A 12,277-nucleotide genomic window follows, 5' to 3' on the forward strand; every position below is an offset into this window, starting at 1 on the left:
TCGGCTGCCCCATGAATTGACGGAGATTTCTGGATGACGGTGTATTTCATCGGCGCGGGCCCTGGCGACCCGGAGCTGATCACGGTGAAGGGCCAGCGCCTCGTGCGCACGTGCCCGGTGATCCTGTATGCGGGCTCGCTCGTGCCGCCGGCCGTGCTCGACGGCCATCGCGCGGAACAGGTCGTCAATACGGCCGAACTCGACCTCGACGCGATCGTCGCGCTGCTCGCCGACGCGCATGCGAACGGGCAGGATGTGGCACGCGTGCATTCGGGCGATCCCTCGCTGTACGGTGCGATCGGCGAACAGATCCGCCGCCTGAACGCGCTCGGGATTCCGTATGAAATCGTGCCGGGCGTGACGGCCACGGCCGCGTGCGCGGCCACGCTCGGCGTCGAGCTGACGCTGCCCGGCGTCGCGCAGACGGTGATCCTCACGCGCTTCGCGGGCAAGACGACGATGCCGGAAGGCGAAGCGCTCGGCGCGCTCGCCGCGCATCGCGCGACGCTCGCGATCCATCTGGGCGTGCGGCATCTCGCGCGGATCGTCGACGAAGTGCTGCCGCATTACGGGCCCGAGTGCCCCGTCGCGGTGATCTATCGCGCGAGCTGGCCCGACGAGGAGCGCGTGACCGGGACGCTTGCCGACATCGTCGGCAAGGTGCAGGGCACGCGGATCGAGCGCACCGCGCTGATTCTGATCGGGCGCGTGCTCGATGCGGAGGGGTTCGCGGATTCGACGCTGTATGCGGGCGCCGGCTGACCACGCACGCGCCGGCCGGCGCTCGGCGCGGCGATCGCGGACATCACGCGCACGCTGACGCCCGAGCCATGCGCTCGGCTCATGCCGATCCGCGAGCAACGGGTCGGCGCACTGGCCGGCGGCATGCGGCAGGCGATCCGCGTTTGCCGGCTAGGCGACGAAGATGCGTGCGACTTGCAGCGGCGCCCGTCGGCGGTTCCTGGCCGAACGGGCGCGCCAAGCAGGCGGCTGACGCGCCGGTTGCCTACGCACGCGCGACAGTTCGCGCGAACCTCGGTGCAAACCCCGCCGCAAGCGCGAACAGCGCGACACACAGGCATGCCATCGCGATCCATGCCGGCGTCAGATCCGCGAGATGCTGGCGCACGACGCCGGCCGCGAACGGAAACAACCCGGCGATCAGATAGCCGACGCCCTGCACGAACCCCGTCAGCGATGCGGCGTCGGCCGGTGTCGCCGCGTGGTCGACCGTGACGATCAGCGACAGCGGGAACAGCGCGCCGATCCCCGCGCCGAGCAGCAGCGCGGCGGGCATCGCGAGCGCGTCGGGCGCAGCCAGCATCACCAGCAATCCGACGAGCAGCGACGCGATCGCCGCGTGCAGTGCGGGCCGGCGATCGGGCAGGCGGTCGATCGTCGCCGAGATCGCCAGCCCCGCGACGACTTCCGCGAGCGTCACGCCGCCGAGCAGGCTGCCGGCAGCCACGTCAGCACGAGCGTGTAGGCGCCCGTCGCGATCCCGAAGAACATCGCGAGCCGCCAGGCGCGCGGCGAGCGCGACGGCCGCGCGAGCGCCACCGACGTCGAAGCGGCCGCGCGCGTCGGCCCGGCCGCCAGTGCGTCGCCGCCACGACTGGCCAGCGGCCACGCGAGCGCTGCAATGGCGGCCGGCAGCGCCCAGCCCGCGAGCGCGACGAGCCAGCCCCAGCGGGCCGCGGCAAACGGCGCGACGACGCTTGCGAGCACTGCGCCGCCCATGATCGACGTCGAATAGACGCCCATCGCACCGCCGATCCGCGTCGCAAAATGCGCCTTCACGAACCCCGGCAGCAACGCCTGCACCATCGCGATCCCGACGCCCGCGCAGCATGCGCTCGCCAGCAACAGCCATGCGTGCTGCGCACCGATGCGCGACGCGCACGCGAACCCGATCAGCGCGACGCCAAACCACACGCCGCCGGTAATCCCCGTCACACGCTGCAGCCGCCGCGCGCTCAGCGCGCCCAGGCCCATCAGCAGGATCGGGATCGTGGTCAGCAGGCTCGCCGCGCCGTCGCCGATGCCGGTCGCACGCTGGATCATGTCGAGCAGCGGACCGATCGCGGCCAGCGCCGGCCGCAGGTTCAGTCCGACCAGCACGACGGCGGCAAGCCGCCACGCGGGGGAAGCGAAACGATTCATGGAACGGCCCTCGATGTCGGTGCACGGCCCCTCCGTCGGGGTGTCGTGCGTTTTCATGTAAAGTATCTCGACATCAAGATAAATGCCAATTTATCTCGACGTCAAGATAACTGGTGAGCCGAGGAGGGTTAATGGATCGAGCCGCGCATGCGCTCGTGCAATGGCGCGTCGAGCGCCCGGATCTGGATGCGTCGTCGATGCTCGTGATGGGACGGCTGCAGGAGGCCGCGCTCGTGATCGCCCGCGACGGTCTCAATCCGCTGTTCGCGCGCTACGGGATGCAGCCCGGCGAATTCGACGTGCTGGCGACGCTGCGGCGCAGCGGCGCGCCGTTCGCGCTCACGCCGACCGCGCTGTACGACGCGCTGATGATGTCGTCCGGCGGGATGACCGCGCGGATCGACCGGCTGCAGAAGGCCGGCTGGGTCGAGCGCCGGCCGAACCCGGCCGACGGGCGCGGCACGCTCGTCGCGCTGACGGACGCCGGCCGCGCGCTGATCGACGATGCGGTGGTCGCGCACGTCGACAATCAGCGCGCGATGCTGGCCGTGCTGTCGGAGGCGGAGCAGGCGCAACTTTCAGCGTTGCTGGAAAAGCTGCTGGCGGGATTGGAGGCAGGCGCGTCGACGTCGGCCGGACAATGACGCCGCCGGATCGTCACGCCGGACGAACGAGCGGGACGCGCAAACGCCGCAGAGAAGCGGGCGTTTCCGCCCGCCGCGCGATGCGGCGGGCGGCAGAAACAGCGGGCCGCACACCCTGCGCCCGCTGCGCGGGTCAGTCGCGTGCCGGGATGTTGAGCCCGCGCGCGACGGCCGGACGCGCGACGAACGCTTCGAGCGCCCGCGCGACGTGGCGGAACTCGCTGAAGCCGACGAGATCGCCCGCTTCGTAGAACCCGACCAGGTTGCGCACCCACGGGAAGATCGCGATGTCGGCGATCGTGTACGTATCGCCCATCACCCACTTGCGGTTCGCGAGATGCGCGTCGAGCACGCCGAGCAGGCGCTTCGATTCGGCGACGTAGCGGTCGCGCGGACGCTTGTCCTCGTAGTCGCGGCCGGCGAACTTGTGGAAGAAGCCGACCTGGCCGAACATCGGGCCGATGCCGCCCATCTGGAACATCACCCACTGGATCGTCTCGTAGCGGCCCGCGAGGTTTTTCGGGATCAGCTGGCCCGTCTTGTCGGCGAGATAGATCAGGATCGCGCCCGATTCGAACAGCGGCAGCGGCCGGCCGTCAGGGCCGTTCGGATCGATGATCGCCGGGATCTTGTTGTTCGGGTTCAGCGACAGGAATTCGGGCGACAGCTGGTCGTTCGTGTCGAAGCGCACGAGGTGCGGCTCGTACGGCAGGCCGGTTTCCTCGAGCATGATCGACACCTTGACGCCGTTCGGCGTCGGCAGCGAATACAGCTGGAGACGGTCGGGATGGCGGGCCGGCCATTTTTTCGTGATCGGGAAGGCGGACAGATCGGGCATGAAGGTTCGCTTGTCAACGTGGAGGATCCGCGATCCGCCGGCCTGCCGCGCGTCGCCGGCAGCCCCTGACACGGCGGCAGGGGCGGGACGACGCGCATCGACGGGCGGGCGGGGCGCGCCGAAAACGCCCACTGTAGCCGATCCCCGCGATCGCTGCAGACGGCCGCCGCGAGTCGCGCGCATCGCGCCGTGCGTCGCTTCGTCGTCAGAAGTTGTGCCGCAGCCCGACCATCGCGGCCGTCGTGCCGACCCCGGGCGCGACCGGCTGCCCGTACACGAGCATCTGGTTCATCGTGCCGCGGTTGTTCACATGGCCGGCCTGCGCATAGACCATCGTCCGCTTCGACAGGCTGTAGTCGGCCGTGAGCACGACGGCCGTCGAGCGGTTCTCCGAGCGGTTGCGGTCCTTCAGGTAGTACACGGCGGAGGCGACCTGCAGCGCGGGCGTGAAGCGATAGCCGACGCCTGCCGACAGCATGTCGAGGTTCACCCGGTCCGCATGCGCGGGATTCCGTCCGTTGCCGTACGACGCCGACACCGAGAAGTCGCGAATCGTGTATTTCGCGCCGACGTAGACGAAGCGGTTGTTGTCGACGCCGGTCGGCGTCGTGCCCGGCGCCGGATTCGTGTCGTGGCCGTTGTAGTAGACGGCCGACGCGTTGAGCCCGTGGTTCGCATACCGGAGCACGACCGATTCGCGCGTGCCGCCCTGGAACTGCCCGGCGACGCCGCCGGGCGCGTATTCGAGCGCGATCGACGCGCCCGCGAAGGTCGGCGACTGATAGACGAGCGCATTGCTGTCGTACAGTGCGCCGATCGAGCCGTTGGTGCTCGTCCCCGGCCAGCCGGCCGCGGTGTTCAGGCCGAGCCACGCGGTCAGCACGCTGCCGAAGAACTGCGCGTTGCGCACGTCGGTGTCCGCCATCGCGTAGATCATCGGCACGATCTGGCGGCCGGCCGTGAACGTGCCGAACGGCCCCGACACGCCGAGCGACGCGACCTGGTTGAAGATCGCGACGGCGCCGGGCGTGTCGCTCAGCTGCATCCTGCCGGTGCCGCTGTCGAACGAGCCCTGCAGCTTGAAGTTGACCTTGTAGCCGCCGCCGAGGTCCTCGCTGCCCTTGATGCCCCAGAAGCTCGAATAGATGCCGCCGTCCTTCATCCGGAACACCTTGCCGGTGTTCGGCGCGTTCGGGCCGAACGACGCGGCCGACGTGCTCTGGTACAGCAGGCCCGTGTCGACCACGCCGTACAGCGTGACGGAGGATTGCGCATGCGCGAGCGCCGAACAGCCGGCAAGCGCCGCGAGCGCGGCCAGTTTCGTCTTCATCGAAGTCTCCAGGATCGTCATGGACCGCACGGGATCGAGCCCGTGCGGGTAAAGCGGGGAAGCATCGAGGCAGGCGGGACGGCGCGGGGTGCAACGCCGGCGCGAGCCGTGCGGAAAGACTACGCAACGGCGCGCGGTCGCTCCCCCCCATGCGCGGGGGGCAGGGTTGCGGAGAATTGAATGGGGGCGGCGGTGACGAGGTTGCCGTCAACCGCCGGGCAACGCCGGTACAGACGTGTGCAGGCGGCTAAGGCGCGCTTTCGAGCAACCCGAGCACCAGCGCGCGGCGCACCGCGTGTTTGCGCGAGCTGGCGTCGAGCTTGCCGAACAGGTTCTTCAGGTGCCACTTCACGGTTTCCTCGCCGACGGCGAGTGCGACCGCGATCTCCTTGTTCGACAGGTTGCGCGCGAGCAGCTCGAGGATCGCGCGCTCCTTGGGTGTCAGCACGACGCTCGGCACCGCGCGCGGGCTGGCAGTGCTGCGCGGCGCGGGCGGCACGATGCGCGGTTGCGGCTGCGCGGGCCGGGGATGACCGTCGCCCGCGGCCGCCTCGTCGCCGGCGCGGCGTGCCCAGTCGGCGACGGCCGGATGCGCGTCGGCGAGCGTGCGCGTGAGGCCGAGCATGTCCGCGAGGTTCATCGCCTCGTCGAGCCGCGCGCGGCCGCCGTGCCCCGACTGTTCGAGCGCGAACGCGCTCAGCGCCATGATCTCGATGCGCGCGCGCCCCATGCTCATTTCGCGGGCCAGCACGGCCGCTTCGTCGAGCGCCGCGCACGCATCGTCCCAGCGGCGCGCGGCAAGCGCGGCACCCGCGTGCGCCATCGCCTGCAGCAGCACGACCGGGCGCCGCCACAGCGGCCCGTGCGATGGAAACTCGGCCGCGGCGATCGCATCGATCCGCTCGACGAGCGCATGACAGGTCGCCTCGCGATAGCGCGCCGCGTGAATACGCACCTGCTCGGCGAGGCTCGCGACCGACAGGCGCGGCAGCCGGCGCGCAACGCCCATCGCGTCGAGCGCTTCGAGCAGATCGATCGCGCGATGCTCGACGCCGCGCAGCAGCGCGATGCGCGCGGCCGTCCGATAGCCGAGCAGTACGGTGTCGGGCGTGCCCGCGTGCTCGAGCACGTCGAGCCGGTTCGCGAGCAGCGCGGCGGCCTGATCGACGCGATCGGCCTCGTAGGCGATCGCCGCGCACATCGCCGCGAGCATGCAGGTCAGCGGATGGCGGCGCCCGAGGTCGGCTTCCGCGCGCGCGAGCGCCGGCGACAACGCGTCGTCCGCGAGCCGGATCTGGCCTTCGCACAGGTAGCTCAGGCCGGTGATCAGTTCGCCCCAGCGCGCGACGTAGCCGAACCCGGCTGCCGTCTCGCCGCGCGGCGCGGCCTGCTGGAAGCGGCGCGCCTGCGCCGGTTCGCCAACGATGATCGCGCGCGCCGACAGGCGGTTCGCATGCATCTGCGCGAGCCACGTCGCCGCGGGCGGCGTGAAGTCGGCCCACGGTTCGAACAGCTCGACGAAACGGTCGATTTCGTCGGCGTAGTAGGCCGCCGCGCTGAGGATCAGCGCGCATTCGTAGCGCATCGCGGCCGGCGTGCCGGCATCGGCCAGGATGCCGGCGATCTGGTGCCGTGCCTCGACATGGCGCTCGCCGAGCGCCAGCGCCCAGGCGACCGCGATCCGCAGCGTCGGACGCTTGTCGAGCTCCGCATCGGGCAGCAGCGCGAGCCAGTCGAGCACGTCGTTGATGCGGCCCTGCTTGATCGCGTCCTCGAGGCAGCGCTGCGCGAGCGCGTACGCGGTCTCGACCTGGCCGGCCGCATACGCATGACGCGCCGCTTCCTCCGTCATCCCGTGTGTGTCGAGCCACGCAGCCGCGCGTGCATGCAGCGCGCCGCGGTCCGCGTCCGGGCTCGCCGCCAGACGGTCGCGCAACGTATCGCGCACGAGCGGATGCAGCCGGCACCAGTCGGAATCGTCGGACGCGATGAACAGCGGCGTGTCGCGCACGAGCCGCGCGAGCCGGTCGGGCGCGTTCGCATCGTCGAGCAGCGCGGCGCACAGCGACGGATGCAGGCGGTCGGCGACGCTGGTATGCGTCAGGAACGCGGTGTCGTCGGCGGACAGGTTCGCGAGCAGCAGCTCGACGAGCCGGTCGCGGGTGCCGTCCATGCGCGCGGCGAGCGCGTCGACGGCCTGGCGCGGGTCGGCCGAGCGCGCCATCGCGGCCATCGCGAGCTGCAGCCCGAGCGGCCAGCCGTCGACGCGCTCGAACAGCCGCGCGCACGCGTCGGCGTCGACCCGCTGCGCAAAGCGCGCGCCGACCAGCGCGATCGTCTCGTCGAGCGTGAAGCGCAGCCAGTCGGGGCCGGCGAGCGTGCATTGCCCGCCGGCGAGCAGGTCGCCGGCCGCGTGATCGAGCCCGCGCCGGGCCGCGACAACGACACGCAGGTTCTGCGGCGCGTTATGCAGCACGTAGGTCAGCGCGTCGAGGCCCGCGGCCGGCAGCCGCTCCGCGTCGTCGACGATCAGCAGCGCGTCGATCGACAGCTGCGCGACTTCGGCCAGCCACGCGGTCAGCCCTTCCAGCGCGCGCGCCGCGCCGCCCGGAATCAGGCGCCCGAAGCCGGGCCGCGCGCACCCGGTGCGCACCGCCTGCACGAGCCCCTGCAGCAGGCGCGGCGCGTCGTCGCGCTCGTCGGCGGACAGCCACACGACCGCGCGGCCGAGCGCGAGCGATTCGCGGCGCCATTGCGCGAGCAGCGAGGTCTTGCCGTAGCCGGCCGGCGCCTGCACGAGCGTGACGGGCCGGGCGTCGAACGCCGGCGCGGCCAGGCTCAGCCGCGCACGCGCGAGCAGCTGCGCCGGCACGCGCGGCGCGGTCGTCTTCAGCACGAGTTCGGTGGGGGGCGCGTCGGCGCGATCGGGTGGGTGGGCCATCGGGGCAGCAGTCGGATTCCGGCGATGCCGTGTGGGCCAGCGTCCGGGGTGGGTGTGGGGGGAAGGATCGGCCGAACCACGTTCGCGCGTCAATCCCCCCCGCGACGAGTGGGGCCGCGCCGGCACCCGGTCGATAGCATGGGTTCCGATGCGTGACGAACGCAACCGACGAACGCGACGAGGAGAGGGCCATGAACATCGTATCGACCGGCACGCAACGCAGCGCGCCGAGCGCCGGATAAGCGGAGCGGCACGATGTACCGCCATCTGCTCGTGACGGTCGACGGCGTGCCCGGCGGCATCGACGCGATCGGCCATGCGCTCGAACTGGCGCGTGCGGTCGGCGCGCGGGTCACGTTCGTGCTGTCCGGCGCCGCGCCGGACTCGCCCGACTCGCGTTTATCCGGAGCGCGGATGCCGGAACACGGTGCGAAAGTGGAAGCCGCCGCACGGGCGCAGGGCCTGTCCCATGCGATCGCGGGGGCCGGCCACCCGGCGGCCTGCGACACGTCGCCCGGCGCGCTCGCCGCCGAGCTCGGCTGCGACCTGATCGGCGTCGCGGCGCTGCCGCACGACGCCGATGCAGCCGCAGCCGCGCAACGGCGGTTGCTGCTCGCGACGAGCGGCGTGCCGGTGCTCGTGTGCCCGGCGCGGCATGCGCCGGCCGAGGCGCACGTGATGGCGCGCTGTCTCGCCGCGCATCGCGCGCTCGGCGAGCGGCTGCAGGCACTGATGACGATGAGCGAACGCCCGGACGCCACGAGGCGGCCGACCGCCGACGCGGGCGGCACGCTGGCGGCGCTGGCATCGCTCGGGGCGCTGCAGGACGCACGCTTCGGCACGTCCGCGGAAGCACGCCTGTTCGCGGCATTGCGCATGCGGGCGGAGTGCACCGCGGCCGAACTCGACGAGCTCGACCGCCAGCGGCACCGCGATGCGCACGCGCTCGACGCGCTGGCGCGGCTCGCCGCCGACGGGCGGCCGTCGGCCGCGTTCGATGCCGCACTGGCCGGGTATGCGCGCGGCGCATTCGAACAGATGGGGCGCATCGAAGGTGTGATTTTCCCGGCCGCGCGGCGCTACCTGGGCGAGGCCGACTGGAACGAACTGGACGCGCCCCCGGCGCGCGGCGCAGCCGCGACGCCGCCGGGTGCGGACGAACCCGGCGATGCGTGACGCGCATCCGACTGAATACCTACGGAGAACCAGATGGCACATGCAGTGCGATTCCACGAAACCGGCGGCCCCGACGTGCTGCGCTGGGAAGAAGTCGACGTCGGCGATCCGGGCCCCGGCCAGGTGCGCCTGCGGCACGAGGCGGTCGGCCTGAACTTCGCCGACACGTATTTCCGCAGCGGCCTGTATCCGGTGCCGCTGCCGGCGGGCATCGGCGTCGAGGCGGCCGGCGTAGTCGAGGCGGTCGGCCCCGGCGTGACGAACGTCGCCGTCGGCGACCGCGTGACCTACACCGGCTTCCTCAACACGCTCGGCGCGTACAGCACCGAACGGCTGATCGCGGCCGCGCCGCTCGTCAGGCTGCCGGCCGGCATCGCATGCGACACGGCCGCGGCGATGACGATGCGCGGGCTGACCTCGGCCTACCTGCTGCGCCGCATCCACGCGTTCGCACCGGGCGACACGATCCTGCTGCATGCGGCCGCGGGCGGCGTCGGGCTGATCGTGTCGCAATGGGCGAAGCTGCTCGGGCTCACGGTGATCGGCACCGTGTCGAGCGAACACAAGGCCGCGATCGCCCGCGCGCACGGCTGCGACCATACGATCGACTACAGCCGCGAGGACGTCGCGAAGCGCGTGCGCGAACTGACCGACGGCGCCGGCGTCGACGTCGTGTTCGACAGCGTCGGCAAGGACACCTTCGAGGGCTCGCTCGATTCGCTGAAGCGGCGCGGGCTGATGGTCTGCGTCGGCACCGCGTCGGGCCCGATCCCGCCGTTCGACCCGCAGCGCCTCGCGATGAAGGGCTCGCTGTACCTGACGCGTCCGGCGCTGGCCGACTACATCGCCGATCCGGCCGAGAAGAACGACCTGGCCGGCGAACTGTTCGCGCACGTCGCGGCCGGCCGCATCCGGATCGAGATCAACCAGCGTTATGCGCTGCAGGACGCGGCGCAGGCGCACCGCGACCTCGAGTCGCGCAAGACGACGGGCTCGTCGGTATTCATCGTCTGAGGAGACGCGCATGCGAGTCGAACCCCTGACCTGTGCGATCGGCGCGGAGCTGCTGGACGTGAGCCTCGCCGACGCCGTGCACGACGACGGCCTGTTCGCCGAGATCCGCGCGCAGTTGCTGCGCCATCGCGTGCTGTTCCTGCGTGACCAGGACATCACGCGCGCCGAGCACGTCGCGTTCGCGCGCCGCTTCGGCGAGCTCGAGGATCATCCGGTCGCCGGCAGCGACCCCGAGCACCCGGGGCTCGTGCGGATCTACAAGTCGCCCGACCAGCCGAACGACCGCTACGAGAATGCGTGGCACAGCGATGCGAGCTGGCGCGTGGCGCCGCCGTTAGGCTGCGTGCTGCGCTGCGTCGACGGGCCGGCGGTCGGCGGCGACACGATGTGGGCGAACATGGTGCTCGCGTACGAGCACCTGCCGGAGCACGTGAAGCAGCAGATCGGCGACTTGCGCGCGCGCCACGGCATCGAGGCGAGCTTCGGCGCGGCGATGCCGATCGACAAGCGCCTCGCGTTGAAGGCGCAGTACCCGGACGCCGAGCATCCGGTCGTGCGCACGCATCCCGAAACGGACGAGAAGGTGCTGTACGTGAATGCGTTCACGACGCATTTCACGAACTTCCACACGCCCGGGCGCGTGCGCTTCGGACAGGACGCGAATCCCGGCGCCGGCCAGCTGCTGCAGTACCTGATCAGCCAGGCGTACATCCCCGAATACCAGGTGCGCTGGCGCTGGAAGAAGAACAGCGTCGCGATCTGGGACAACCGCAGCACGCAGCATTACGCGGTGATGGACTACCCGCCGTGCGTGCGCCGGATGGAGCGCGCGGGCATCGTCGGCGACGTGCCGTACTGATCCGGGCGCGCCCGCGCCGTAACCGGTTCTCGACCCCATGCAACGCGCCGGGCCCACCGCCCGGCGCGACGGGATACGCACGCCCGTACGCTTGAATAAAACGATTCCCACTGGAGGACGACATGCAATTTCTCGACGATTCGCTGCACCCGGAAAACCAGGACAAGGTGGTCATCACGGTCGCGCCGTACGGCCCCGAATGGATGCCTGCCGATTTTCCGGAAGACATTCCGGTGACGATGGACGAGCACGTGCAGAAGGCCGTCGACTGCTACAACGCGGGCGCGACGGTGCTGCACCTGCACGTGCGCGAACTCGACGGCAAGGGCAGCAAGCGGCTGTCGAAATTCAACGAGCTGCTCGGCCGGCTGCGCGAGGCCGTGCCCGACATGATCCTGCAGGTCGGCGGCTCGATCTCGTTCGCGCCGGAAGGCGACGGCGCCGAAGCGAAATGGCTGTCCGACGACACGCGCCACATGCTCGCCGAGCTGACGCCGAAGCCCGACCAGGTGACGGTCGCGATCAACACCGTGCAGATGAACATCACCGAGCTGATGAACCGCAAGGACATCGCCGGCACGTCGCTGAACGAAGCCGCGCTGTGGGACGCGTACCGCGAGATGACCGTGCCGGCCGGCCCCGGCTGGGTCGACGAACACCTGCGCCGGCTGCAGGCGGCCGGCATCCAGCCGCATTTCCAGCTCACCGGCATGCATGCGCTCGAGACGCTCGAGCGGATCATCCGCCGCGGCGTCTATCGCGGCCCGCTGAACGTCACGTGGGTCGGCATCGGCGGCGGCTTCGACGGCCCGAATCCGTACAACTTCATGGAATTCGTGCGGCGCTGCCCGGACGGCGCATGCATCACGCTCGAATCGCTGATGAAGAACGTGCTGCCGATCAACACGGTCGCGATGGCGCTGGGCCTGCATCCGCGTTGCGGGATCGAGGACACGATCATCGACCAGAAGGGCAACCGGATGACGTCGGTGCAGCAGGTCGAGCAATGCGTGCGGATCGCGCGCGAACTCGGCCGCGACATCGCGACCGGCAAGGAGGCGAAGGCGATCTACCGGATCGGCGTGCAGTACGACGGCGTCGACGAGACGCTCGCGCAGCTCGGGATGGCGCCGAACCGCCGGCCGGGCCAGCTGAGCGTACCGCTGCGCGCGGCCTGACGCGCCGCGCAACCGGGCGGCGGCCCCCGCGGCTGCCGCCCGCCGATCGTTGTGGCGCGGCACCCGTCCCTGCGCGCGGCGCAGGGGCCGACTCCGGTCAACGGAGCGGGGCCGCGCAAGCCGCGCCGGTGCGT

At 71.1% G+C, this 12,277-nt stretch carries 9 protein-coding genes and 1 pseudogene; 6 read left to right on the forward strand and 4 right to left on the reverse strand.

The window, feature by feature from the left end; translation table 11 throughout:
• The first annotated feature begins 33 nt into the window (after positions 1-33).
• On the forward strand, positions 34-762 hold the full coding sequence (gene cobM / locus DIE21_RS10210; RefSeq protein ID WP_124497585.1) for a precorrin-4 C(11)-methyltransferase: 729 nt from the start codon (positions 34-36) through the stop codon (positions 760-762).
• 244 nt (positions 763-1,006) lie between these two features.
• Here cobM and DIE21_RS10215 read toward each other — a convergent pair.
• Positions 1,007-2,163: pseudogene (locus DIE21_RS10215) on the reverse strand (MFS transporter).
• Between the two features lie 131 nt (positions 2,164-2,294).
• Here DIE21_RS10215 and DIE21_RS10220 point away from each other — a divergent pair.
• The gene (locus tag DIE21_RS10220; RefSeq protein ID WP_124497586.1) at positions 2,295-2,807 is read left to right on the forward strand and encodes a MarR family winged helix-turn-helix transcriptional regulator; all 513 of its coding nucleotides are present in this window, start codon (positions 2,295-2,297) and stop codon (positions 2,805-2,807) included.
• Between the two features lie 133 nt (positions 2,808-2,940).
• Here the strand turns inward: DIE21_RS10220 and DIE21_RS10225 are convergent, their stop codons facing one another.
• The 3 genes from DIE21_RS10225 to DIE21_RS10235 form a co-directional block, all read right to left on the reverse strand.
• Positions 2,941-3,645: a glutathione S-transferase N-terminal domain-containing protein gene (locus DIE21_RS10225; protein ID WP_124497587.1), complete on the reverse strand. Its 705-nt coding sequence runs from the start codon at positions 3,643-3,645 to the stop codon at positions 2,941-2,943.
• A gap of 205 nt (positions 3,646-3,850) precedes the next feature.
• Positions 3,851-4,975, reverse strand: a complete 1,125-nt coding sequence (locus DIE21_RS10230; RefSeq protein ID WP_124497588.1) for a porin — start codon at positions 4,973-4,975, stop codon at positions 3,851-3,853.
• 247 nt (positions 4,976-5,222) lie between these two features.
• The gene (locus DIE21_RS10235; RefSeq protein ID WP_124497589.1) at positions 5,223-7,916 is read right to left on the reverse strand and encodes a LuxR C-terminal-related transcriptional regulator; all 2,694 of its coding nucleotides are present in this window, start codon (positions 7,914-7,916) and stop codon (positions 5,223-5,225) included.
• Positions 7,917-8,171: 255 nt separating this feature from the next.
• Here DIE21_RS10235 and DIE21_RS10240 point away from each other — a divergent pair, with 255 nt between their 5' ends.
• From DIE21_RS10240 to DIE21_RS10255, 4 genes are all read left to right on the forward strand, one after another.
• The gene (locus DIE21_RS10240; protein ID WP_124497590.1) at positions 8,172-9,092 is read left to right on the forward strand and encodes a universal stress protein; all 921 of its coding nucleotides are present in this window, start codon (positions 8,172-8,174) and stop codon (positions 9,090-9,092) included.
• Positions 9,093-9,125: 33 nt separating this feature from the next.
• On the forward strand, positions 9,126-10,106 hold the full coding sequence (locus DIE21_RS10245) for a quinone oxidoreductase (RefSeq protein WP_124497591.1): 981 nt from the start codon (positions 9,126-9,128) through the stop codon (positions 10,104-10,106).
• Positions 10,107-10,116: 10 nt separating this feature from the next.
• Positions 10,117-10,965, forward strand: coding sequence for a TauD/TfdA family dioxygenase (locus DIE21_RS10250; protein ID WP_124497592.1), 849 nt, complete (start codon positions 10,117-10,119; stop codon positions 10,963-10,965).
• A 122-nt stretch (positions 10,966-11,087) separates the two neighbouring features.
• Positions 11,088-12,143 (forward strand): 3-keto-5-aminohexanoate cleavage protein, encoded by a 1,056-nt coding sequence (locus DIE21_RS10255; RefSeq protein WP_059524336.1) that lies wholly within the window; start codon positions 11,088-11,090, stop codon positions 12,141-12,143.
• Positions 12,144-12,277 lie beyond the last annotated feature (134 nt).

The organism is Burkholderia sp. Bp9140 (assembly GCF_003853425.1).
Taxonomy (GTDB): Bacteria; Pseudomonadota; Gammaproteobacteria; order Burkholderiales; family Burkholderiaceae; genus Burkholderia.

Bases quoted from the DNA above. Each gene is read 5' to 3' on its own strand.
- cobM (WP_124497585.1), top strand. From the start codon at position 34: ATGACGGTGTATTTCATCGGCGCGGGCCCTGGCGACCCGGAGCTGATC.
- DIE21_RS10220 (WP_124497586.1), top strand. From the start codon at position 2,295: ATGGATCGAGCCGCGCATGCGCTCGTGCAATGGCGCGTCGAGCGCCCG.
- DIE21_RS10225 (WP_124497587.1), bottom strand. From the start codon at position 3,645: ATGCCCGATCTGTCCGCCTTCCCGATCACGAAAAAATGGCCGGCCCGC.
- DIE21_RS10230 (WP_124497588.1), bottom strand. From the start codon at position 4,975: ATGAAGACGAAACTGGCCGCGCTCGCGGCGCTTGCCGGCTGTTCGGCG.
- DIE21_RS10235 (WP_124497589.1), bottom strand. From the start codon at position 7,916: ATGGCCCACCCACCCGATCGCGCCGACGCGCCCCCCACCGAACTCGTG.
- DIE21_RS10240 (WP_124497590.1), top strand. From the start codon at position 8,172: ATGTACCGCCATCTGCTCGTGACGGTCGACGGCGTGCCCGGCGGCATC.
- DIE21_RS10245 (WP_124497591.1), top strand. From the start codon at position 9,126: ATGGCACATGCAGTGCGATTCCACGAAACCGGCGGCCCCGACGTGCTG.
- DIE21_RS10250 (WP_124497592.1), top strand. From the start codon at position 10,117: ATGCGAGTCGAACCCCTGACCTGTGCGATCGGCGCGGAGCTGCTGGAC.
- DIE21_RS10255 (WP_059524336.1), top strand. From the start codon at position 11,088: ATGCAATTTCTCGACGATTCGCTGCACCCGGAAAACCAGGACAAGGTG.